Origin of the sequence: Massilia sp. CMS3.1, from assembly GCF_051262535.1 — a bacterium.
In the GTDB taxonomy this organism is placed as follows: Bacteria; Pseudomonadota; Gammaproteobacteria; order Burkholderiales; family Burkholderiaceae_D; genus Telluria.
The window spans coordinates 39,765-63,329 of sequence record NZ_JBIMES010000013.1; the positions used below are offsets into that span (position 1 = coordinate 39,765).

General features: G+C 63.9%; 20 protein-coding genes and 2 tRNA genes. 14 read left to right on the forward strand and 8 right to left on the reverse strand.

The window, feature by feature from the left end; all coding sequences use genetic code 11:
* Positions 1-24: 24 nt before the first annotated feature.
* The 3 genes from ACHAC9_RS19165 to trxB all read right to left on the reverse strand — a co-directional run bounded on the left by ACHAC9_RS19165 (position 25) and on the right by trxB (position 3,948).
* Positions 25-2,229 (reverse strand): ATP-binding protein, encoded by a 2,205-nt coding sequence (locus ACHAC9_RS19165; protein ID WP_435762309.1) that lies wholly within the window; start codon positions 2,227-2,229, stop codon positions 25-27.
* Positions 2,230-2,313: 84 nt separating this feature from the next.
* On the reverse strand, positions 2,314-2,982 hold the full coding sequence (locus tag ACHAC9_RS19170) for a Smr/MutS family protein (RefSeq protein WP_435762311.1): 669 nt from the start codon (positions 2,980-2,982) through the stop codon (positions 2,314-2,316).
* Between the two features lie 9 nt (positions 2,983-2,991).
* Positions 2,992-3,948 carry a thioredoxin-disulfide reductase gene (gene trxB / locus ACHAC9_RS19175; protein WP_435762313.1) on the reverse strand — a complete coding sequence of 319 codons (957 nt, stop codon included), beginning with the start codon at positions 3,946-3,948 and terminating at the stop codon, positions 2,992-2,994.
* A 195-nt stretch (positions 3,949-4,143) separates the two neighbouring features.
* On the opposite strand from trxB, the gene ACHAC9_RS19180 reads away from it, so the two are divergent.
* The 6 genes from ACHAC9_RS19180 (at position 4,144) to ACHAC9_RS19205 (ending at position 10,782) form a co-directional block, all read left to right on the forward strand.
* The gene (locus ACHAC9_RS19180; protein ID WP_435762315.1) at positions 4,144-6,642 is read left to right on the forward strand and encodes a DNA translocase FtsK; all 2,499 of its coding nucleotides are present in this window, start codon (positions 4,144-4,146) and stop codon (positions 6,640-6,642) included.
* Between the two features lie 124 nt (positions 6,643-6,766).
* Positions 6,767-7,402, forward strand: coding sequence for an outer membrane lipoprotein chaperone LolA (gene lolA / locus ACHAC9_RS19185; RefSeq protein ID WP_435762317.1), 636 nt, complete (start codon positions 6,767-6,769; stop codon positions 7,400-7,402).
* Between the two features lie 149 nt (positions 7,403-7,551).
* A complete protein-coding gene (locus ACHAC9_RS19190; protein WP_435762319.1) occupies positions 7,552-8,856 on the forward strand; it encodes a replication-associated recombination protein A in 1,305 nt (434 codons plus the stop codon).
* Positions 8,857-8,924: 68 nt separating this feature from the next.
* On the forward strand, positions 8,925-10,220 hold the full coding sequence (gene serS, locus ACHAC9_RS19195; protein WP_435762321.1) for a serine--tRNA ligase: 1,296 nt from the start codon (positions 8,925-8,927) through the stop codon (positions 10,218-10,220).
* An 83-nt stretch (positions 10,221-10,303) separates the two neighbouring features.
* Positions 10,304-10,393, forward strand: a tRNA-Ser gene (locus ACHAC9_RS19200).
* 299 nt (positions 10,394-10,692) lie between these two features.
* Positions 10,693-10,782, forward strand: a tRNA-Ser gene (locus ACHAC9_RS19205).
* A gap of 58 nt (positions 10,783-10,840) precedes the next feature.
* On the opposite strand, the gene ACHAC9_RS19210 is transcribed toward ACHAC9_RS19205, so the two are convergent.
* Positions 10,841-11,782, reverse strand: coding sequence for a methyltransferase (locus ACHAC9_RS19210; protein ID WP_435762323.1), 942 nt, complete (start codon positions 11,780-11,782; stop codon positions 10,841-10,843).
* A gap of 177 nt (positions 11,783-11,959) precedes the next feature.
* Here ACHAC9_RS19210 and ACHAC9_RS19215 point away from each other — a divergent pair, with 177 nt between their 5' ends.
* From ACHAC9_RS19215 to ACHAC9_RS19235, 5 genes are all read left to right on the forward strand, one after another.
* Entirely contained in the window at positions 11,960-12,136 is a 177-nt protein-coding gene (locus ACHAC9_RS19215; protein WP_435762325.1) for a hypothetical protein, read from the forward strand.
* Positions 12,133-13,017 (forward strand): KPN_02809 family neutral zinc metallopeptidase, encoded by an 885-nt coding sequence (gene ypfJ, locus ACHAC9_RS19220; RefSeq protein WP_435762327.1) that lies wholly within the window; start codon positions 12,133-12,135, stop codon positions 13,015-13,017. Before ACHAC9_RS19215 ends, ypfJ begins: the two co-directional genes overlap by 4 nt.
* A 185-nt stretch (positions 13,018-13,202) precedes the next feature.
* Positions 13,203-14,387: a zinc-dependent alcohol dehydrogenase gene (locus tag ACHAC9_RS19225; protein ID WP_435762329.1), complete on the forward strand. Its 1,185-nt coding sequence runs from the start codon at positions 13,203-13,205 to the stop codon at positions 14,385-14,387.
* An 11-nt stretch (positions 14,388-14,398) separates the two neighbouring features.
* Positions 14,399-14,998 (forward strand): hypothetical protein, encoded by a 600-nt coding sequence (locus ACHAC9_RS19230; protein ID WP_435762331.1) that lies wholly within the window; start codon positions 14,399-14,401, stop codon positions 14,996-14,998.
* Positions 14,999-15,148: 150 nt separating this feature from the next.
* On the forward strand, positions 15,149-16,978 hold the full coding sequence (locus ACHAC9_RS19235; protein WP_435762333.1) for a M4 family metallopeptidase: 1,830 nt from the start codon (positions 15,149-15,151) through the stop codon (positions 16,976-16,978).
* A gap of 8 nt (positions 16,979-16,986) precedes the next feature.
* Here ACHAC9_RS19235 and ACHAC9_RS19240 read toward each other — a convergent pair whose 3' ends face one another.
* Complete coding sequence (locus ACHAC9_RS19240; RefSeq protein ID WP_435762335.1) at positions 16,987-17,730, reverse strand: M23 family metallopeptidase; 744 nt, start codon at positions 17,728-17,730, stop codon at positions 16,987-16,989.
* 25 nt (positions 17,731-17,755) lie between these two features.
* Positions 17,756-18,778 (reverse strand): L,D-transpeptidase family protein, encoded by a 1,023-nt coding sequence (locus tag ACHAC9_RS19245; RefSeq protein WP_435762337.1) that lies wholly within the window; start codon positions 18,776-18,778, stop codon positions 17,756-17,758.
* A 114-nt stretch (positions 18,779-18,892) separates the two neighbouring features.
* On the opposite strand from ACHAC9_RS19245, the gene ACHAC9_RS19250 reads away from it, so the two are divergent.
* Positions 18,893-19,183 (forward strand): 2Fe-2S iron-sulfur cluster-binding protein, encoded by a 291-nt coding sequence (locus ACHAC9_RS19250; RefSeq protein ID WP_435762339.1) that lies wholly within the window; start codon positions 18,893-18,895, stop codon positions 19,181-19,183.
* On the opposite strand, the gene ACHAC9_RS19255 is transcribed toward ACHAC9_RS19250, so the two are convergent.
* The gene (locus ACHAC9_RS19255; RefSeq protein WP_435762341.1) at positions 19,152-20,081 is read right to left on the reverse strand and encodes an alpha/beta hydrolase; all 930 of its coding nucleotides are present in this window, start codon (positions 20,079-20,081) and stop codon (positions 19,152-19,154) included. The genes ACHAC9_RS19250 and ACHAC9_RS19255 overlap by 32 nt on opposite strands.
* Positions 20,082-20,212: 131 nt before the next feature.
* On the opposite strand from ACHAC9_RS19255, the gene ACHAC9_RS19260 reads away from it, so the two are divergent.
* Together ACHAC9_RS19260 and ACHAC9_RS19265 are read left to right on the forward strand one after the other, a co-directional pair.
* Positions 20,213-20,392 (forward strand): hypothetical protein, encoded by a 180-nt coding sequence (locus ACHAC9_RS19260; protein ID WP_435762343.1) that lies wholly within the window; start codon positions 20,213-20,215, stop codon positions 20,390-20,392.
* 77 nt (positions 20,393-20,469) lie between these two features.
* Positions 20,470-20,637, forward strand: coding sequence for a hypothetical protein (locus ACHAC9_RS19265; RefSeq protein WP_435762345.1), 168 nt, complete (start codon positions 20,470-20,472; stop codon positions 20,635-20,637).
* A gap of 40 nt (positions 20,638-20,677) precedes the next feature.
* Here the strand turns inward: ACHAC9_RS19265 and ACHAC9_RS19270 are convergent, their stop codons facing one another.
* A complete protein-coding gene (locus ACHAC9_RS19270; RefSeq protein ID WP_435762347.1) occupies positions 20,678-23,560 on the reverse strand; it encodes a bifunctional diguanylate cyclase/phosphodiesterase in 2,883 nt (960 codons plus the stop codon).
* Between the last annotated feature and the right edge of the window lie 5 nt (positions 23,561-23,565).

Genomic DNA, 23,565 nt, shown 5'->3' on the forward strand with positions numbered 1-23,565 from the left:
AACCGGACAACCCGTCCCGGAAATTCACGTCGCGTCGGCGCCTTCCATCGCGGCCAGCGGCAGGCGCACGCTGAACACGACCTGGCCGTCTTCATGGCGGTAGGCGATGTCGCCCGCGTGCTCGCGCACGATGGTGGCCACGATGTACAGCCCCAGGCCCATGCCGGTGCGGTTGCGCGGGTTGTGCAGCGCGCCGCGCTTGAACGGGTTGAACAGCGTGGCTTCCACTTCATCCGCAATCGGCGTGCCGTTATTCGCCACCTCGAGCGTGGCCCAGCCGGCGTCGGCCTTCAAGGCGACCCGGATCGCATGGCCGATCTGGCCATGGTGGCGCGAATTGCTCAACAAATTCGACAGCACCTGCGACATGCGACCGGCGTCGGCGCGCACCAGTGTCGCGTCGGGCGCGTTGTAGTCGTAGGTGATCGTCGGATATGCGTGACGCATCTCGTCGACCATGTCCTCGACCAGCGCCGCCAGATCGATCGGCTCGAACTGCATCCCCAGGCCCAGGCCGCCGTCGATGCGGCTCATGTCGAGCACCTGGCTGATCAGGCGTTGCATGCGGCTCGACGAGGACTGGATACGCTTGCCCAGCGTCGGCTGGTTGTTGCCGCGCTCGAGCAGGGTGCCGGCCATGTTGATCGAGTGAAGCGGGTCGCGCAGGTCGTGGCCCAGCATGGCCAGCAACTGGGCGCGGGTAGACTCGGTCTGGGCACGGCGCGCGTTCGAGGCGCGCAGCAGTTCCGACAGCATCAGCCGCGCATGCGACTGCACCGGCGCTTGCCAGGCCTGCGCGTGTCCGAGCACGGTTTCATGCCAGGCGTCGAAGGAGCCGCGCGGAGTCAGGCGCGCGCCGAGCGGACCATGGGTCACCGTCTTTTCGGGGCGTCCGGCCCAGGCCACCTGCTCGATCTGCTCGGTGCGCAGCAGCAGGCACCAGCCGCCGCCCGGCGGATCGAAGGGCAACCCCAGCATGCCGACCCACTTGCCCAGTTCCGGCCGGGTAGCAACTGGCCAGTCGCCCAGCTTGTCGCGCACCAGCAGGTCGCTCCCATCCGTCGGCAGCGAGCGCACGACTGCCTCGGCGGTGGCGCGTTCGATCGCACCAAAACTGACGACCTTGCCGTTATGAACGCAGACCATCGCATGCGAGCCGGTGACCGCCTGCAAAGCCTCGGCGTGGTGCGCCAGCGCGTCGAGCGGTTCCTCGTCGATCAGCAGGGATTCGACCAGGCTGGTGCGCACCCGTGCGGCCTGCTCGACCTGTTCGGCGTCGCGCTGGGCCTCAATGCTCTGGATGGTCGACGCCATCACCTGGGCCAGCACGTCGGCCGCCATGCGGATCGAGTAGGGCACCTGTTTCGGCGCCATGTGGTGGCAAGCCAGCAGGCCCCAGAGACGCCCGTTGATCACGATCGAAACGCTCATCGAGGCGCACACGCCCATGTTCTGCAGGTATTCGACGTGGATCGGCGAGACGCTGCGCAGCACGCTGTAGCTCAGGTCGAGCGGCAGCGCGCCGGGCGCGCCCAGCAGCGGCACCGGCTGGTAGCCTGTCGTCGCAATCATGCGCAAGGTGGTCAGCACGTACATGCGGCGCGCTTGCGCCGGGATGTCGCCGGCCGGATAGCGCTGGCCGACATACGGCACCAGGTCGTCGCGGCGCGCTTCGGCCACGACGTCGCCGCTGTCGTCTTCGCGGAAGCGGTAGGCCATGACGCGGTCGAAACCGGTGAATTCGCGCACCTGGCGCACGGCCGTCTCCAACAGGGAATCGACGTTTTTCTGGCGCCGCACGCGCTCGATCGAGCTGTGCGCCTTGACGGCGAACAGGGCTACCGTGTCGGCCGCCTCGGCCCGCGATTCGAACTCGGCGATGACGCGCCCGCGCGTGGCGTGCACGATGCAGTCGTAATGAATGGGGCCGAGTTCGATGGCGGCAAAGGCCGGCGCGGTTTCGCCATCGTCCAGGCCCGCCACGCATTCCCCGACCAGGTCGGCCGCGGCCGCCGGCAGGGGCAGGGCGCTGAAGTGAGCGCCGGCCTGGAGGCTGGATAATTCGCCCGGCAGGTTGGCACTCCAGCCCTCGAGCATGCCGTCCGAACCGAAGAACAGCAGGAAGCCGTGCGGCTGGATGAATCCGGGAATATGGATCGGCTCATCGGCACAGGATTGCAGGTCGACCAGGGGCGCGGCGGACATGGGAACGATGGAACTGGACTTCAATGGATTTCCCTTATGTGGCCGCTGGAACGAATGGCAATTCTACAACGGCCGCCATGGCCGTGTCGCGTCGACAGTATTCCAGCCTTAGAGGTCGAGCGCCGGTCTCAAGAGCACGATCAGCGCGCCATTGCCGCCGTCGGCGCGATTGGCCACGCAAAAGGCCACGACTTCGTCGAGCTGCACCAGCCAGCTATGCACGACCGAGCGCAGCACCGGCTCGCCGTTTGGAGAACCGTAGCCGACGCCGTGGATGATGCGCACGCAGCGCACGCCGCGCCGTACCGAGCGGTGTACGAATTCACCCACCTGGCCGCGTGCGGTGTCGCGCGTCATGCCGTGCAGGTCAAGCTCGTCCTGGACTGGCCAGTGGCGCTTGCGCAGCTTTTTCACGACGTCGGGACCGACACCGCCCTTTGCATACGAAAGGGTCGGGTCGTCATCCAACAAGCCTGCGACATCGAAGCCGTCGGACAGCGACTGCTGCAGCACCAGGGCATCGTCTTCTTCGCGCGAGAGGGGGCGGCGGGCCGGCTGCTCGCGCAGCAGCGCTTCCTGTACCGGACGGTAGACGTAGCGGTTCGACTCCGGCAGCTTCTTCACGCCATCCATGGCGCCACGGAATTCGAGTGCGCGTTCACGCGCGATGCGCTCGCGCTTTTCCCGCTCGACGGCTTCGATGGCGCGCAGGCGCTCCACTTCCTTGAGCTGGTCGCGCAAGGATTTCAGGTCGGCAAAGTCTTTCATGCCCGCCATCGTCCCTCCTTAGTCGTCCAGGCTTTCCAGGTAGCGCTGGGCGTCCAGTGCGGCCATGCAGCCGGTGCCGGAGCTGGTGATCGCCTGGCGGTAGATGTGGTCCTGCACGTCGCCGGCCGCGAATACACCCGGCACGTTGGTGGCGGTGGCCATTCCTTCGGTGCCGCTGCGGGTCTTGATATAACCGTTGTGCATGTCGAGCTGGCCTTCGAAGATCATCGTGTTCGGCTTGTGGCCGATCGCCACGAACAGCCCGTGCACGACAAGGTCCTTCTGGACCTTGTCCGCGGTGGACCGGATTTTCAGGCCCGTGACGCCGCTCTTGTCGCCGACGACTTCATCGAGCGTGTGGTTCAGTTCCAGCACAATCTTGCCTTCGCTGACTTTGTGCATCAGGCGGTCGACCAGGATCGGCTCGGCGCGGAACTTCTCGCGACGGTGGATCAGGGTGACTTTCGAGGCGATGCCGGCCAGGTACAGCGCTTCCTCGACCGCGGTATTGCCGCCGCCGATGACCGCCACTTCCTGGTTGCGGTAGAAGAAGCCGTCGCAGGTGGCGCAGGCCGACACGCCGCGGCCCATGAAGGCCGTTTCCGATTCCAGACCCAGGTACTGGGCCGAGGCGCCGGTGGCGATGATCAGGGCGTCGCAGGTGAATTCATGCGAGTCGCCGACCAGGCGGATCGGCTTTTCGTTCAAATAGGTCGTGTGAATGTGGTCGAACACGATCTCGGTATTGAAGCGCTCGGCGTGCTGGAGCAGGCGCGCCATCAGTTCCGGACCCTGCACACCCAGCGGGTCGCCCGGCCAGTTCTCGACATCGGTCGTCGTCATCAACTGGCCGCCCTGTTCGACGCCGGTGACCAGCATCGGGCTCAGATTGGCGCGCGCGGCGTAGACGGCGGCGCTGTAGCCGGCAGGACCGGAACCGAGGATCAGGACTTTGGCGTGTTTCTTAGTGGTCATTGGGTGCGAAGGTAGTGAGGTAAGAGAGGGAAAACTGGGGGCGCAATAGACACAAATCAAGGCGCGCGGCACAGCTTTGGTTGCGGGGTCGATTATAGACGATCATGCGCACGAGCATGAATCACGGGCCTCGCAGCGCCATATGCCTTAGAATGATCGCATTCCGAAATGGCGAACACATCAGTCCCTGGCAGCATGAGCAAGAAGAGTCCCGCACAGTCCCCGACACCCCCCCGTCATCCGGCCCCAAGGTCGCCGATGCCGCGCCGTCTTGCCCGTCTCCTGTTGGAGGCGCGCTGGATCGCGATGGCTGCCGCCTTCCTGTACTTCGTATTGATACTACTGAGTTACAACAAGGGAGATCCCGGCTGGTCGCACGAAAACGCCGTGCCCGTCATCGCCAACCTGGGCGGCAAGGCCGGCGCCTGGCTCGCCGATTTGCTGCTGTATATTTTCGGCTTTTCCGCCTGGTGGTGGGGCGCGTTATTCCTGCGCGCCGTCTGGCGCGGCTGGCGCCGCCTGACCGACAAGCTGCCTCCTCCCGCCGAACCGGAACACCAGGACGAATTCATCGTCCGCTGGATCGGCTTCGGCCTGATGTTCGCCGGCAGCGTCGGCCTCGAATACTTGCGCATGTGGTCGTGGGACGTGGAATTGCCGCGCGCCCCGGGCGGCGTGCTGGGCCAGCTGCTGGGCGGCTCTTCCCAGGTCGCTTTCGGTTTCACCGGCGCCACCTTGCTGTTGCTGCTCTTGTTCGGCCTCGGTTTTTCGCTGTTCTTCCACGTCTCGTGGCTGGCAGTTGCCGAGCGTATCGGCGAAATGTTCGATACGAGCGTGGACTGGTTCCGCCTGCGCCATGAAGACCGCGAAGACCGGCGTCAGGGCGAAGTCGCGGCCGTCAAGCGCGACGAAGCCGTCGTGAGCGAGCGTGCGCGCCACATCGAGAAGCCGGCGGCAGTCGGCCGCGCCGAGCCGCAGCTGGACGACGATGATGATGAACCGGTGCGTGCGCCGGTTCGGGTGACGCCGTCGCTGGGCGCCCCCACGCCTGCGCTGCCGACAGCCGTCGCGGCGCAGACGGTGGCGGGCGCGATGCCGGGCGAGCCTGCGCCGATCAAGATCGAGCCGCAGATGATGTCGGTGCCGAAAGGCGAGCGCGCCCAGAAAGAACAGCAGACGCCGCTCTTCCGCGACCTGCCGGGCGATTCGCCCTTGCCGCCGCTGTCCCTGCTTGACGATCCGCCGGCAGTGCAGGAAACGGTCGGTCTCGATACCCTTGAATTCACGAGTCGCCTGATCGAGAAAAAGTTGTCGGACTTCGGCGTCGAAGCCAAGGTCGTGGCCGCCTTCCCCGGCCCGGTTGTCACGCGCTACGAAATCGAGCCGGCCACCGGCGTGAAGGGCAGCCAGATCGTCAACCTGGCGCGCGACCTGGCGCGTTCGCTGTCGCTGACCTCGATCCGCGTCGTGGAAACCATCCCCGGCAAGAATTACATGGCGCTCGAGTTGCCGAACCCGAAGCGCCAGATCGTGCGCCTGACGGAAATCGTCGGCTCGAAGGTCTACAACGACAGCCCGTCGAGCCTGACCGTGGCGCTGGGCAAGGACATCGCCGGCAAGCCGGTGGTGGCGGATCTCGCCAAGATGCCGCATTTGCTGGTAGCCGGCACCACCGGTTCCGGTAAGTCGGTCGGCATCAATGCCACCATCCTGTCGCTGCTGTACAAATCCGACCCGGCCGATGTGCGCCTGATCCTGATCGACCCGAAGATGCTGGAAATGTCGGTGTACGAGGGCATCCCGCACCTGCTGGCGCCCGTCGTGACCGACATGCGCCAGGCCGGCCACGCGCTGAACTGGGCGGTGAACGAGATGGAGCGCCGCTACAAGCTCATGTCCAAACTCGGCGTGCGTAACCTGGCGGGCTACAACACCAAGATCCTGGACGCGCAAAAGCGCGAAGAGCACATCCCGAATCCATTTTCCATCATGCCGGACAATCCCGAGCCGCTGGAAAAGCTGCCGACGATCGTCATCATCATCGACGAGCTGGCCGACCTGATGATGGTGGTGGGTAAGAAGGTGGAAGAGCTGATCGCCCGTATCGCGCAAAAGGCGCGTGCCGCCGGGATTCACCTGATTTTAGCGACCCAGCGTCCGTCGGTCGACGTGATCACCGGCCTGATCAAGGCGAACATCCCGACCCGCATCGCATTCCAGGTGTCGTCGAAGATCGACTCGCGCACCATTCTCGACCAGATGGGCGCCGAAGCGCTGCTCGGCATGGGCGACATGCTGTACATGCCGCCGGGTACCGGCCTGCCGGTGCGCGTGCACGGCGCGTTTGTGTCGGACGAAGAAGTGCATCGAGTTGTAAAACATCTTCAATCGCTGGGCGCGCCGAATTACATTGAGGGCATCCTGGAAGGCGGCACCGTGGAAGAGGGCGCCACTGGGGCCGACGGCATGCCGGCCGGCGAGGGTGGCGGTGAGGCCGACGCCCTGTACGACCAAGCCGTGGCCGTGGTGCTGAAAAACCGCCGCGCCTCGATCTCGCTGGTCCAGCGCCACCTGCGCATCGGCTATAACCGCGCCGCCAGATTGCTCGAGCAGATGGAGACAAGCGGCGTCGTCTCGCCAATGCAGAGCAACGGCAACCGCGACATCCTCGTGCCGGCCACCCAGGCGGAGTAAGCCCGACGCCAGGCGTAGGGACGTAGGGGTCATTGAGGCCAGTGGCCTCGATGACGGGTTCACCGGGCTCTTGCGCCCACGCGGTCCTACCCCTGCATGCCGCACACTCAATAAAAGGACTACGATGATCAGCACCAAAAACAAAATCGCCGCATTGCTCGCCACCGCCACCCTGGCCCTGTCCGGTGCCGCACACGCCACCGCGCTCGACCAGTTCAAATCCTTCGTGGCCACCACCAAGGCCGCCAAAGGCGAATTTACCCAGCAGCAACAGCGCAAATCCCAGACCGGCAAAATCTCCCCGATCTCGAGCGGCAGCTTCGTCTTCGCCCGTCCCGGCAAGTTCATCTGGAACTACCAGAAACCCTACGACCAGCTGCTGCAGGCCGACGGCGACCAGCTCTACATCTACGACAAGGACCTGAACCAGGTCACCGTCAAGAAGCTCGGCAACGCGCTCGGCTCTTCGCCGGCTGCGATCCTGTTCGGCAGCAACGAGCTGGAAAAGAATTTCACCCTGTCCGAAGCGGGTACCCGCGACGGTCTCGAATGGCTGAGCGCGGTACCGAAGGCGAAGGACACCACCTTCGAGCAGATCAGCATTGGGCTGCGCAACGGCACGCCGGAAGCGATGGAACTGAAAGACACCTTCGGCCAGACCTCGGTGCTGAAGTTCACCAACTTCCAGCGCAATCCATCGCTGGGCGCCCAGCAATTCAAGTTCGAGATTCCGAAGGGTGCCGAGGTCAACAACCAATAAACAATTGTTGGTAGATTCAAACAATTGTTTGTCATGCCGCACGCTAGGTCAGGCGTGCGCGTTCGCGGGGCAGGGACGCATCGGCTACACTAGTCGCATGCACAACTTTTTCCCGATGTTTCCTTGTCCATGCGCCCGCGGAGGCTGCCGTGGATGACCTGTTCCGGCACGAACCCGCCGCGCCGCTGGCCGAGGCCCTGCGTCCACGCACCATCGACGACGTCATCGGCCAGAGCCACTTGCTGGGGCCGGGTAAACCCTTGAACCTGGTATTCAAATCCGGTAAACCCCATTCGATGATCCTGTGGGGCCCGCCGGGCGTGGGCAAGACCACGCTGGCGCGCCTGACGGCCTACGCGTTCGACTGCGAATTTATCGCGCTCTCGGCCGTGCTCTCGGGCGTGAAGGATATCCGCGCCTCGGTCGAGCAGGCCGAGCAGTATCTGGCGCGCGGCAAGCACACCATCCTGTTCATCGACGAAATCCACCGCTTCAATAAATCGCAGCAGGATGCCTTGCTGCCCTTCGTCGAATCGGGCCTGGTGACGCTGATCGGCGCCACGACCGAGAATCCCTCGTTCGAGGTGAACTCGGCGCTGCTGTCGCGCTCGCAGGTGTATGTGCTCAAGGCGCTGGACGACGACGAGATGCGCTTGCTCCTGAAGCGCGCCCAGGAACGCGTGCTGGCGCATCTGAAGTTCGACGAGATCGCGATCTCGACCCTGATTGGTTACGCCGACGGCGACGCCCGGCGTTTCCTGAATTTGCTCGAGCAGACCAAGACCTCCGCGGAAACCACCGGCATCACGACGATTACCGGTGAGTTCGTCGACAACGCGCTGACGCTCAATTCGCGCCGCTTCGACAAGGGCGGCGACAATTTCTACGACCAGATCTCGGCCCTGCACAAATCGGTGCGCGGTTCGCACCCGGACGCGGCCCTGTACTGGCTGTGCCGCATGCTCGATGGCGGCGCCGACGCCAAATACCTGTCGCGCCGCATCGTGCGCATGGCCTGGGAAGACATTGGGCTTGCCGACCCGCGCGCGCTGCAGATCGCCAACGACGCGGCCACCACCTACGAACGGCTCGGTTCGCCCGAAGGCGAGCTGGCACTCGGCCAGGCCGTGGTGTATCTCGCCATTGCCGCCAAGAGCAATGCCGGCTACAACGCCTTCAATGCAGCCATGGCGTTCGTGCGCAAGGACAAGTCGCGCGAGGTGCCGGTGCATCTGCGTAACGCCCCGACCAAGCTCATGAAAGAGCTTGGCTATGGCCACGCCTACCGCTACGCGCACGACGAGCCGAACGCCTATGCGGCCGGCGAAACCTACCTGCCCGACGGCATGCCTGAGCCGCGCTGGTACCAGCCGGTGCCGCGCGGGGTGGAGGCGAAAGTGGCGGAAAAACTGGCATTTTTGCGGGCGCTGGATGAGGATGCTGGCGCGGCGTAAATGTGCCCGGAAACCGCACTCAGCTTGGTACAATTGCGTTTTCGACATACTGCTGGCCTGACCCGATAATGATAGACATCCAACTCCTCCGCAAAGACATCGACACCGTTTGCGCCCGCCTGGCCGCACGCAAGTTCCAGCTCGACGTGGCTGGTTTCAACGCGATCGAGGCCGAGCGTAAAGCCATCCAGACCCGTACCGAAGAACTGCAGGGCAAGCGCAATTCGCTCTCGAAGCAGATCGGCATCCTCAAGAGCAAGGGCGAGGACACGGCCGGCGTGATGGCGGAGGTGGCAGGCCTGGGCGACGAGCTCAAAGCCAACGAGGGGCTGCTCGCCGACGTGCAGCGCAAGATGGCCGAGTTCATGGAAGCGATCCCGAACCTGCCGCACGAATCGGTGCCACGCGGCGCCGATGAAACGGGCAACGTCGAAGTGCGCAAGATCGGCACGCCGCCGACCTTCGACTTCGAAGTGAGAGACCACGTCGATATCGGCGAAAAGCTGGGCCTGGACTTCGACACGGCGACCAAGCTGACGGGCTCGCGCTTCTCGGTCATGAAGGGCGGCATCGCCAGGTTGCACCGCGCGCTGGCCCAGTACATGCTCGACACCCACACCGACAAGCACGGCTATACCGAGTGCTACACCCCGTACATGGTGAACGCCGATTCGCTGCGCGGCACCGGCCAGCTGCCGAAATTCGAAGCCGACCTGTTCTCGGTGAAAAAGGGCGGCGTCGAAGGCGAGGGCGAAACCTTCTACCTGATTCCGACCTCGGAAGTGTCGCTGACAAACATCGTGCGCGACGAGATCGTGCCGTTTGATGCGTTGCCGATCAAGATGACCGCGCACACCCCGTGCTTCCGCTCGGAAGCCGGCAGCTACGGCCGCGACACGCGCGGCATGATTCGGCAACACCAGTTCGACAAGGTCGAAATGGTGCAGGTCGTGCATCCGGAGCAGTCGTACGCGGCGCTGGAAGAGATGGTCGGCCACGCCGAAGCCATCCTGCAAACGCTCGGCCTGCCGTACCGCGTGATGTCGCTGTGTAGCGGCGACATGGGCTTCGGCGCCGCCAAGACTTACGACCTCGAAGTCTGGCTGCCGGCCCAGAACACCTACCGCGAAATTTCCTCGCTGTCGAACTGCGAAGCCTTCCAGTCGCGCCGCATGGCCGCGCGCTTCCGCAACGCCCAGAACAAGCCGGAACTGCTGCACACGCTCAATGGCTCGGGCCTGGCCGTGGGCCGCACGCTGGTGGCGGTGCTGGAGAATTACCAGCAGGCCGATGGCAGTGTCGTGATTCCGGAAGTGCTCCGCGGCTACATGGACGGGCTGGAGCGACTGACGCCGGCAGCTTGAACCCGCGCCGCAAATAGCTCTTCCGTTTTTGGCAGAGGCTGGCTATAATGTTGGTCTCTTGCAGCGACCGTGACACCGATTTAGGAGAGGTGGCAGAGTGGTCGAATGTACCTGACTCGAAATCAGGCGTACGTTAAATCGTACCGTGGGTTCGAATCCCACCCTCTCCGCCAGTAAATGGAAAAAGCTCCCACCGGGAGCTTTTTTTATTTGCTGGCGGAGAGGAGCAAGGCCCCTGCGGGCCTTGCGTGTGGCGCCAAGGCGGAAGATTCGAAGCCGTGCGCATACTTGCGCACGGGCGGCCCGCAGAATGTGGGCGAATCCCACCTTCTGCGCCAGTAGTAACAAAAGGGCTCCCAAACGGGAGCCCTTTTTGTATCTGGAGAGGTTTATGCGTCTGATATCATTCCCTTGCGCAGCCCCGGCTCGGCCGCTATAATGCCAGCCTTGCAGCGACCGCAACACCGATTCAGGAGAGGTGGCAGAGTGGTCGAATGTACCTGACTCGAAATCAGGCGTACGTTAAATCGTACCGTGGGTTCGAATCCCACCCTCTCCGCCAGTAAGTAAAAAAAGCTCCCATCGGGAGCTTTTTTTTATTGAGCCGATCCCGCACTTCCTCAAGCTCGCTTCGTCGCGCGCAGCCACACCGCCGCAATCCGCTCCACCTCTTCATACCCCTCGCAATCGAGCTGTCCGCCAAAGATATCCGGATCGAGCTCCTCATAGGTCCACGTATCGCAGGCCGCATCCAGCCACGGCCGTATCGTCTCGAGAAACTCGTCGCGCCCGTCGACGATCGCAATCCCCGTGTAGAGCAGCAGCGTGCCACCGGCGCGCAGCCGGTGGAGCGCGCTTTCAACGATCTGCAGCGACAAACCCGCCCCGCGCATGTCGCCGCCATGGCGGTAGCGCAATTTATCGCGATCGAGGATGAAGGGCGGGTTCGACAACACCAGGTCGAATTCACCCTCCAGGTCCTTCAGCAGGTCGCTGTGGCGCGCCTGCACGTTCGACGCGCCGGCCAGGCGCGCATTCACGCCGGCCAGTTCCAACGCACGGTCGTTGATGTCGGCCGCGAATGTCTTTGTCTGCGGGAACCATGCGGCCACCTCGATCGCGCCCGGCCCGCCACCGGCGCCAATGTCGACCGCGCGCCGCGGCGGCGCCAGGTCTTCCATCGCTCGTTTCAGCGCAGACACGTAGCGGTAGGTATCCGGTCCGAAGAAGACCGCATCTTCGGCATGGGTCGGGAAGGCCGAGTGGAAGTACAGCCGTGTGCCGATGTTCGAGGCGCGCACCCGCGAACGCAGCGCATCGCCATCTTCGGCCAGCACGCCCGCGCGGCGCATCAGCGTCACGATCTCCGCGGGAAGCGTCTCTTTGCGAAACGGCCGGCTCCAGCCGAACACCCCGCGCAAGTCCTGCGCCCAGGCATTCTCCAGGCGGCCGTTGACACGGCGGTGCGTCGCCGGTGTGACGGTCGTGAATTGGTAGCCTGCATGCTGCAGGGCCTGGCCCAGCGCGAGCAGGGCGTCGGTATCGATAATGGTCGCGGTCATGCTGCAGCATGCGCGATGGCTGGCCGGTTCTCTGTACGTTGGCGTACAAAGTGAAGAAAGCGCGCCTCGCTTGCGCTTATGTGAATGCCCGAACATACCGCGTCAAGCCGCAAGTCCATACTGTGCGCAGGTTCAAGTTGGCAACGGTGCCGGCGCGACAATAGTTTAAGGACAGACATGAAGCCACTTTTCCCGGATCAGCAACACGTACGCATCGACCGCGAGGTCGAACGCGAACGCCATGAGCGCACCCTCAACGACGACGCCCGTGCCGGCCTGGCGCCAGACGATGAATTCCGCACGAAAGATGCGCGCGAAAGCATGAATTCGTCGAACCTGCGGCGGACGCGATGAAGTGGGAAGGCGACCGCGAGAGCAATAATGTCGAGGACAACCGCGGCGGTGGCGGTGGCGGCGGAGGCGGCTTCAATATCGGCGGCCGTGGCATTGGCATCGGAACGGTGGCGATCGCACTCGTTGCATCGCTCTTCTTCGGCGTCGATCCGGGGACGGTGCTCGGCATGCTTGGCGGCGGCGGAGGGCCTGCGCCCCAGGTCCAGCAGCAGCGCGACCCGAACGCGCCCCAGGCGACGGACCGCGAATCGCGTTTCGTGCGTACCGTGCTGGCCTATACAGAAGACGCATGGACGCCGATCTTCGCGTCCCAGGGTAGTACCTACCGTGCGCCGACGCTGCAGTTGTTCGAAGGTCGCACACAGACCGCCTGCGGCGCCGGCAACGCCGCCAGCGGCCCGTTCTATTGCCCGGCCGACCAGAAGGTGTATATCGACCTGAGTTTCTTCCGTTTGATGGAGGAGCGCTTCAAGGTCGGCGGCGAATTCGCCCAGGCCTATGTCATCGCCCACGAAGTCGGCCACCACGTCCAAAAGCTGGTCGGCGTGTCGGACCAGGTGAACAAGGCCCAGGCACAGGCCTCCGAGATCGAGGGCAATGCCTTGTCGGTGCGCCTCGAATTACAGGCCGACTGCTTTGCCGGGGTCTGGGCTAACAAGACCCAGCAAAAGGAAGCTTTCCTGGAGCAGGGCGACATCGAAAGCGCTCTGGCCACGGCCAGCGCGATCGGCGACGACGCGCTGCAAAAGCAATCGCGCGGCACCGTGGTCCCGGACTCGTTCACGCACGGCAGTTCCGAGCAGCGCGTGCGTTGGTTCAAGCGCGGTTTCGAGAAGGGCGACGTACAGCAGTGCAATACCTTCGAGGCGCGCCAGCTCTGATTTTTCGGTTCCAGCAGGAATTGTCGGTTTCCTGCTGCGAACACTATGCTAACGCGGTGCTAAATAATGTTAAAAAACATGAATTCCTTTCCGTGCGCCTATCGTAATTGATGGCGTTCTGACATAACTTAAGTCCTACGCGCTCATCGACAGATGGGTACTGCAAAACTTTCGAGGAGGAATTTATGCTGGCAATGAACTATCGGGGGCCTTACCGCGTCCGCGCGACCCACAAGTCGGATCCCGTGATCGAGCATCCGGGCGACGCCATCGTCCGCGTCACGCGCTCGTGCATCTGCGGCTCCGACCTGCACCTGTACCACGGCATGGTGCCGGATACGCGGGTCGGTCACACCTTCGGCCACGAGTTCATCGGCATCATCGAGGAAGTCGGCTCCCAGGTGGAAACCCTGAAGGTGGGCGACCGCGTGCTGGTGCCGTTCAACATATTCTGCGGCTCCTGCTTCTTCTGTCAGAAAGAACTCTACGGTAATTGTCATAACGTGAATGCGATGGCAAGCGCCGTTGGCGCCATTTATGGCTACTCGCACACGGCCGGCGGCTACGATGGCGGCCAGGCCGAATACGTCCGCGTGCCGATGGCCGATGTGGGTCCGATCAAGATCCCTGACGACATCGTCGACGACGACGCAGTGCTGCTCACCGACGCGCTGCCGACCGGTTACCAGGCGGCTGAAATGGGCGACATCAAGGAGGGCGACACGGTCGTCGTGTTCGGCGCCGGCCCGGTCGGCATCTTCGCCGCCAAGTCGGCCTGGCTGTTCGGCGCCGGGCGCGTGATCGTGGTCGACGAAGTCGAGTACCGTCTCGAATTCGTGAAGCACTACGCCCAGTGCGAAGTGGTCAACTTCAAGGATGTGGGCGACATGGCACTGCACATCAAGAAAATGACCGACTGGCTGGGCGCGGACGTGTGCATCGACGCCGTCGGTGGCGACGCTGCCGGCAGCATGGCGCAGACCGTTACCGGGCGCCTGATGAAGATGCAGGCCGGCGCGGCGACTGTTCTGCACTGGTGCATCAACTCGGTGCGCAAGGGCGGCAACGTGTCGATCGTCGGCGTGTATGGTCCGACCTTCAACGCCGTTCCGATGGGCAATGCGATGAACAAGGGCATCACGATGCGCATGAACCAGGCCAGCGTCAAGCGCCACCTGCCGCGCCTGATCGAGCACATCCGTGCCGGGCACATCGATCCGAAGCAGATCATCACCCACCGCATTCCGCTGGAAGACGTGGCCGATGCGTACCACATCTTCTCGAGCAAGCTCGATAACTGCATCAAGCCGATCCTGATCCCGCCGCGTGCCCACGAAGTGCGCGCCGTCTCGGCCAGCGTATCGGCATAAGGAGGACACACATGGATAACCGCGACATGACCGTCCATATCGGCCACGACAACGATCACGATCACGATCATGACCATGGCCACCACGAACACCTGCCGGTGCAGCCGCAATTGCGCCAGCACCGCAAGACGCGCGAGGAGATGGGCCACATCAAGGGCTGGGGCGCTGACCTCGACCACAAGAACCGGCCCGGCGTGCCGATGGAACGCACGCCGCCGCGCTATACCCCGGCCAACATGCCGGAGACGCCTGCGCAGGAGCAGCGCGTCGAGGTGTTGGTGTCGAACGAACGTCCCGGCATCACCCAGCTGCACGGCACGGCGCAACCGCCGTCCGGACTGTCGGGCATGCTGCGGCGCGCCGCCTTCAAGTTCACCGAGAACGACATCCGCCACTGGCTGATCCTGCTCGGCGCCGACCGCATCAATGTCGTGGAAGGCATCGTCGACGACCTGGCCCACGGCCATGTGCCGAACATCCTCGGCGAGATGGGCATCAAAGCGGAATGGCAGCACAACAAGTCCGGCCTGGCGAAAAAGGTCGCGATCGCCGGCGCCGTCGGCGCGCTTGCGTACTACCTTTTCAAGCGAAACGACGACGACCGGTACTGACCTGACCGTCTTACCTTGACCAGCCCCGCCGTTGCGTACTCGCGCAGCGTGCGGGGCTTCTTGCGATTGAGCAAGTCCTTTTCTTGACACTCGTCCACACTCCGATGATCGCCGGTTAATTTCCAACCGGAATTTTCTAATGGAGACGTGATGACGCTTCGACCCCGCCTGCTGGCCACGCCCCTAGGCGTCCTGATCGCAAGCTCCTGCGCGGCCGCTGTGCCGACGCCGATGATGAGCGCGCCCAAAGTGCAGTCCGTGGCGGCCACTGCCGCGCTGCTGTCGACGCTGGCCCGGGGACGCAGCGCGCTCGGGCTCGACAACAACCATGGTTTTAGCGTCGCCCAGCAGCATCCCGGCATCCAGGGCACGCAGGTGGTGCGCGCCGCCCATACTTACAAGGGCTTGCGCGTGTTCGGCTCCGAATCGGTGGTAGTGGTCGATGCCGCGGGCGCCATCGTGTCCGAATCGGCGTCCAGCCGCCGCCTGCACCTGGGACGCGGCGGCGCCAACCGCCTGGGCGCGGCTACGCTCGATTTCAGCGTCAAGCCCCTGGCGCCGCCGAAAGCCGCCATCGACGCGGCAGTCGGCGCAACGCTGGCCGCCGCCGGGCTTGATGCCACGCACGTCGTGCCGCCCACGGCCGAATTGCTGATCTATCCGGTCATGAAGATGGAACGCTTGCCGGGGGCGGTGAATAAACTGGAGGGCGAGCTGAACGCCCTCGACGTGGAGGAAGTCGTCGGCCGCTACGAGCTGGCCTACCTGGTTCGCACGCGCATGCAGCGCGGCGCCCATCCGCACTATCACGACACGATCGTCAGCGCGAAGGACGCACGCATCCTCGAACGCTGGAGCGCCCTGCAAAACGTGATTGGTGTGGGAAAAAGCCAGTACAACGGCGAAGTGCCGATCAGCACCACGTTTGCCGACGGCAGCTATCGCTTGCTCGACCCGGAGCGCGGCAGCGGCGGCACTTATGGCGCGATGGCGATCACGAATGCCGACGGCGGCAGCAAGGCCGGCAACCTGTACACGAATACGAGCAATACCTGGGGCGACGGCAAGCAGTACATCCGCGGCGGCAGCACCACGGACGCGAATGGCCAGACCGCGGCGGTGAACGCGATGTGGGGCCTGATGAATACCTACGACGCGCTCAAGAATGTGCTGGGCTGGCGGTCGCTCGACGGCCACAACACAGCCACCTATATTGCGGTGCACGTTAACACCGCCTACGACAACGCCTACTACAGCGATACCTGCCGCTGCATGTTCATCGGCGACGGTTCGAGTTTCACCAGTCTCGGTTCGATCGACGTCATTGGTCACGAGATGGGGCATGGCGTGACGGCGGCAACCTCGGATCTTGTGTATTCGGGCGAGTCGGGCGGGCTGAACGAATCGAGCTCGGACATCGGCGGGGAAGTGGTGGAAGCGTATGCACGCGCCGGCGGCACGGGCGAGCGCATTCCCTCGACCGGCAACGACTGGATGCTCGGCACCGAGATCAGCCGCGACAAGACGCCGCTGCGCTGGATGTATCGTCCGAGCAAGGACGGCAGCAGCCCGGACGCCTGGAGCACGGCGCTCAAGCGCCTCGACGTGCACTACAGCAGCGGTCCGAACAACCGGATGTTTTATTTTCTGTCGCAGGGATCAAAAGAGGACAAGGCAGGCGACCACTACAGCAAATACCTGGTGAAATCGCCCGCGGCGATGACCGGCATCGGGCTTGATGCGGCATTCCGGATCTGGTTCAAGGCGAATACGACCAAGTTCACGTCAAGCACCAACTACGCCGACGCGCGCGCGAAGATGGTCGAGGCGGCGCAGGAACTGTATGGCGCCGCCAGCCGCGAGGCGGTGGCGGTGCAGAGGGCGTATGCGGCAATCAATGTCGGGCTCGATGTCGACGAGCCGGCCGCTACCGAACCCGCGCCGCCGGCACCTGAATCGAGCGCACGTGCTCCGGAGTGACAGGGAGGTCAGTTGCTCAGCATCGGATACGGATTGACCGGCGTGCCTTTCCACCATTGCTTCTCGGGCGTCAGGGCAACGATGGCGAAATGCAGGTGCGGTGCGTTCGGGTCCGAGTTGCCAGTCACGCCCACATAGCCGAGCAGGTCGCCGCGCTTGACCGGCATGCCTTCCTTCACGCCATCGGCGTAGCGGTCGAGATGGGCGTAGTAATAGGCATGCTGCTCGTTCGGATCGAACTGGTACAGGGTCAGGCCGCCTGGCTTGCTCTCGAACAGCTTGACCACTTTTCCGTCGCCCACAGCGCGCACCGGGGTGCCTTTCGGCGCCATGATGTCGAGTGCTTCGTGGTGGCGCTCCTGGCCGCGCGGCTGGTCGAAGGTGTCGGTCAGCTTGGCGTAGGCAATACCTTCCACCGGGACCATCAGCTTGCCCGGCATGCTGCCGCCGGCCGTCAGTTCCGGCGCGGACGAGGTAGCTGTCGTCGACTGCGGGGCAGGGCGGATCGGCAGGCTGGCATCCGACAAGTCGGTTTGCACCAGCCGGTCGGCCGGCGTCCCGGCGGCCGGCGTCCCGACCACAGGGGCAGCGGCTGCCGGCGCAGGCGCGGGTGGGGAAGCGCTTGGCGGCGCGGGCAAGGACCCGCCATCGGTGATGATCGGATTGGGCGCGTCGGCGAACTCACGCAAGTAGACAAACAATCCGGCGGCGCCGACCACCAGTCCGATCAAAAACGTTACCAGCCATTTCATCTGCAACCCTCCTGGTGATTAAAAATCACTGCTGTTGTAATACGACTGCGGTACCCGCAGCCACCACGGCCGCCACTTCCGCGGCGCTCCAGTTGGTCAAGCGGATGCAGCCATGCGATTCGGTCTTGCCGATGAACTTCGGCACCGGCGTGCCATGGATGCCGTAGTGCTCCTTCGACAGGTCGATCCAGGCGACGCCCACCGGATTGTTCGGTCCCGGTGCGATCTTTGCCTTCTTGTCGCCCGGCTCGGCATCCCAGAACAGTTTCGGGTTGTAGTGGTAGGTCGGGTTCGGATGCACGCCATTGATCTTCCAGTTGCCGACCGGCAGTGGATCGTTTTCGCTGCCGGTCGAGGCCGGGTATTGCGCGATCAGGCGATCGGATGCATCGAACAGCATCAGGACCTTGCGGCTGTCGCTGACGACAACCTTCGAGGCCGCCGGCAGGGCCGGGCCGCCGTGCACGCTCGGCACGACGATCTGTTCGCCGGCGCGGGTGAAGGTCTTGCCCGGGTTCAGCCGCGTGATGAGGTCGGGACTGGCATGGAACTTCTCGCCCAGGCCCTCGATCGCGGTGGCGTAGCCGAGCTTGGGCAGCTTCGACTTCTCCATCATGTCTTCGGGAATCGGCTGGAAGGGGCCGGCCACGTCTTCATTGGCCAACACGTAATTGGTCAGGGTCGGCGTCGTGTCCTGGTTCAGCGCATTCCAGGTGGCGTCGTCGAGCTTGCCGCTCGCTTCCAGGTTGCGCGACTTCTGGAACGCGGAGAGTGCCTGGCGCATGTTCGAACCGTAGGCGCCATCGATCTCGCCCGGCGAAAAGTGCAAGCGGTCGAGCAGGACCTGGGCGCGCAGCAGGCGCTCGAATTCGGCGCGCTCCTGGGCGGCGGCCTCAGGCGTGGCTGCCTGGCCCGGCTGCTGCGGCGCGCCTTGCTGTGGCGCCGCTCCTTGTTGTGGGATTGCCTGCGCTGGCTGGCCGGCAGCCGCAGCAAAAGGAAGGGCGCCGGCGAGCATGGCGAGCAGAAGGGGAGCGACGAATTTTTTCATTTGGCACCTGCATTACTGACTAAGGGAAACATCAGAGTAGGCTTGCCGAACACAGCGGTCTGTGCGCCACCGAACTCAGGCATTCGGGCGTCGGATGGGCGCTACAATCCCGGAATGACGATTGTCCACACCATCACGCTCCTGCCCCTCGGCTGCAGTGTTCCCGCCACCGGCACCACGGTGCTGCAGGCGCTCGAGTCCGCCGGCATCGAACTGCCCAATTCCTGCCGCAACGGCACCTGCCGCACCTGCCTGTGCCGGCTCGGCGGAGGCACGGTGCGCTACCTCGTCGAGTGGCCAGGATTGTCGATCGAGGAAAAGCGCGAGGATTACCTGTTGCCGTGCGTGGCTGTCGCCAACTCCGATATTGTCGTCAACGCACCGCTGGCGAAGCGGCGCCCTTGAGCAAATCTGCGTGCACTGTGCGCGCCAGCGCGCGCTCGATGGCGGCCGCCACCAGCGGCCAGGAGGGCGAGCTCGCGGCCACCTCGTCGTAGTGGCTGGCCCCCGGCAGGATCACCACCTCGGCGCTGTCGCCGGCTGCGCGCGCGCGCGCCGCGTAGTCGTGGGCCACGCGCGGCGGCGAGATCGTGTCCAGTTCGCCCGTCACGAGGATGGTATGGCTGCCGTTCGGGATCAGCTCGGCCGCATTCGTGTCAAGGTAGACGTCGGGCCGCGCCGGACTCGGCTGGCCGGCGAGTTCCGGGGTGTCGCGCCCGCAGCTCGCCTTGATCAGTTCGCGTTCATGGCGCAGGTCGGCCAGACCGCCGAGGCTGACGACGGCGCGTACCGGGAGCATGGCTGTCCGGTGCAGCGGGCTGGTGGCCGGAATGCGTGCGCGTCCGGCAATCCATTGCACCAGCTGGCCGCCGGCCGAATGACCGACCGCCACGACCCGGTCCAGGTCGAGCCGGTTGTCGCCTGCCTGCGCCGCCAGCGTGTCGAGGGCGGCATGCATGTCCTGGTACATGCCCGGGTAGCCGCCACCGGGCTCGTCGACGCGACGGTATTCAACGTTCCAGACCGCGATGCCGCGCTCGAGCAGGGCGCCCGCCATGCTGCGCAACTGGATGATGCCGCCGAATTTCTCGGTCCAGCAGCCGCCATGCACCAGCACCGCGACCGGGAAGGGGCCGGCGCCGTGCGGCACGAACAGCTCAACATATTGGGACGGGGCGGCGCCGTAAGCAATGCGCGCAGCGGGGGCGGGGCCGTTCAAGGCCATGTAGTCGGCAAGTTTCATCGGGGCAGCCGACACGAGGGCCGGAAAGAGGATCGCTAGCAGCAGGAGTCGGGTTTTCATGGGTCGGGAGAGGGCCGAAAACATGCACTATACGCATGTTTGTGCGATGCGCACGATTGAAAACCCCGGTCGTTCTTCCATGCTAATCTTCGCAAAACGTCAACGTTTTCAACTACCACGGGAGAATCATCATGAGCGAATCGAAGACTAACAACCCCCAGAGCAAGCCGGAAGACCATATGTCGGAAGAAGACCTGGCCAAGCAGCGCGCCGGCGCCGAAGACAAGAGCAGTCACGACCACATGTCGCGCGAAAAGGCCAGCACCAATGAAGGCGCAGGGGGCGGGGCGAAGCAGAAGCAGAACCACTAAGTCAAGCTTGTTCTGCAATGGTGCGGCCCTCCCGGCCGCACTGTTTTTGGCAGCACCATTCTGGAGAGACCACGCCCATGGATACCATCGATCCGCATGACGGCAGCCGCGGCGCGCTGCGTGCCCATTCGACGCCCGACCCCGAGCAGCCGCCACAAACCATCCCGGTGCCCGACGATGTGCCCGATCCGGTGCACGCGCCGGTCGAGGAACCGTTCATTCCGGAGTCGCCGATCCGCGCATGAAGGACGTGCGCCGGCCCGCCTTGCATGCCGGCGGGGATCTTCAACTGCCCGCGCCGGCGGCTAAAACGGCTTCACGCTCAAGCAGTGCCGATAGCCACTCCCCGATCGGTTCAGGCCGTGAATAGAAATACCCCTGCATCACGTGACACTGGTTCGCGATCAGGAATTCTGCCTGCTCCCTGGTTTCGACACCTTCGGCTACCACGTGCAGGTTCAAGTGCCGCGCCATCGACAGGATCATCTTGACGATGGCCGTGTCGTCACTGTCGTCCGGCATGTCTTGCACAAAGCTCTTGTCAATCTTGAGCTCATGCAAGGGCAAACGCTTCAGGTAAGCCAGGCTTGAGTAGCCGGTGCCGAAATCATCGATCGAGAAGCGGATACCCAGTGCCGCCAGTTCATTCATGCGGCCAATGACTTCGTCGAGGTTGTCAATCAGCAGGCTCTCGGTGACTTCAAAGATCAGTTGTGCCGCCGGGGCGCCGGTTCTGGTCAGCACCTCCTTGACCTGGTCGACGAATCCGGGCTGACGATACTGTTTTGGGCTGACGTTGATCGACAGTGGCAGCCGGCAGCCGACATCCTTGAGCCTTGCGAGTGCGACGCAACCCTGTTCCAGCACCCAGGCGCCAAGTGACAGGATCAGTCCGCTGTCTTCCGCGATCGGAATGAACTGGGCCGGCGACACATAGCCACGATCAGGGTGGCGCCAGCGCAGCAACAACTCGGCGCCGGCCGGCCGGCCATCGCGGTCCATCTGTGTCTGGACATGCACCGTCATTTGCTGGCGCTCGATGGCCAAGCCGAGGTCGTGCTCGAGGGCCAGCCTGAACTCCACCTCCACCTGCATCTCCTGTTCGAAAAACGCGACGTGGTTGCGGCCGCTTTTCTTGGCCCGGTACATTGCCGTATCGGACTCGCGCAGCAGATCATGGGCGGACTGTCCGCCGCCGCGCAGCAGGGTCACGCCGATACTGGCTGTCGAACTGTAAGGTTGGCCATTGACCTCGAACGGTCGCGCGAGCGCTTCGCGCACGGTGCGTGCCGTCGCCATGGCCATCGATGCGCCGGCCAGCTCGTCGCTGCCCATCCCGGTCATCAGGATCACGAACTCATCGCCGCCAAGCCGCGCCAGCGTATCCTGCGGGCGCACTACGCCCGTTAACCGCTGCGCGACGACCTGGAGGAAGGCATCCCCCACCGCGTGCCCGCGCGCGTCATTGATGTTCTTGAAGTTATCGAGGTCGATGAACAGCATCGCGCCCAGTAGCCCATCGCGCGTGGCTGCCGCCAGCGCGGTATCGATGCGGCTCATCAGCAGAGGCCGGTTCGGCAAATCGGTCAGGGCATCGAAATAGGCGAGGCGATGAATGCTTTGCTCGGCCTGCTTGCGAACGCTGACGTCGCGTTCGATCGAGACCCAGTGGGTCAGGACCCCGTCCTCACTCCGGATCGGGATCATGTCCAGTTCGACCCAGAACTGGGCGCCGCCGCGGGTATAGTGGATCAACTCTTCGCGAAATGCGACCTGCGCCAGCAGGCCTGCGTGAATACGGGCAATCACTTCCTGGCTGGTGCCGGGGCCGTGCAGCAAAGAGCTCGGCCGGCCCAGCACTTCGCTGCGCGCATAGCCGCTAATGTCTTCGAACGCATCGTTGACGAATACGATCGGGGGCCAGGCCGTCACGCTGTGCTGCGCATTCATGATGATGACCATGTCGGTCAGGTGCTTCACGCAGGTGCCCAACAGTACCAGCTCCGACCTGGCATCGGCCAGCTTGTTCTGCGAGTTCCGGATCGCATCGAGCATGTAGTTGAACTGGACCGCGAAATCGACCACCTCGAGCGGACCGGAATAAGGCACCCTGGTATCGAGGTCACCGGCGGCGGCCTTGCGGGCCGCCTCTTGCACCGCCACCATCGGACGGGAGATGCGCTTGCTCACGTACACGGCGAGGAGAAGCACCAGCAGCAGCGTCAGGCCACCGAACACCAGGTTGCGCATTGCGGCCTGGCGCGCGCTGAACAGCACCGTGTCGGTGTTAATGCCGGCCACGGCGAACCAGTCGGTTCCCGGGATCGGCAAGAACCCGAAGACACGTTCAGTGCCATCGGAGGTTTCGGCACGCCCGGTACCGTTTTTACTGGACAGGACAATCTTCACCGCCTCGCTGTCGCTCAGGTTTTTGCCGACCCGCCCTTCGGCGTCGCGCGATCGCGCCACCAGTACCCCCTTGCTGTCGATCACGGCAATGAGTGTGGATTCAGGCAGTTTTTCGGCACCCCGGACTACCCGGAGCCTGACCAGGTCGAGCGGCATCTGAATTGAACCGGTCATGTTGCCGGCATCGTCGAACAGGGGGTGTGCCAGCACTGCCACGACGCGCCCGGTCACCGGACCCAGATAGGGCGGACCGACGGTGAATTTTTTGGCGCTAAATACGCGTTTGTACCAAACGGCATCGCCCACAAAGGTGGCGGTGCGACGCGGCTGGTCCATGGCGGAACACACGATATAGCCTGTGCGGTCAGCCTTGCTGAGGTTGGAGAACTGCGGGTACAAATCCTTGAACTGTTCGAAAATCTGATCGCAGCCCTGGCCCGAATCGTTGCGCACGCCCGGACGCTGGGCAATTTTGCTCATCACGTAAGACGCATCCGCGAGCAGCCCCTCCATATTGTCCGCCGTCAGTTGCGCCAGGCTGTAGGCCGAGCGCGCGGCCTCTTGCTCATCTGTCCTGTACTGGTTCCACACGGAGAACGCCAGCAGGAGCGCCGCCGGGATGACCGCCGCCGCCGTCAGGCTGTAGAGCAAGCGGCGAACCGACCAGTTCGTGTGTTTGCGCACTGCGTATCCCTCGCTCGATATGTACGGCGCTGTTGCGCGTGAAGGCCAGTGTATCATCCCGGCCCGTGGCAGCAAGTATC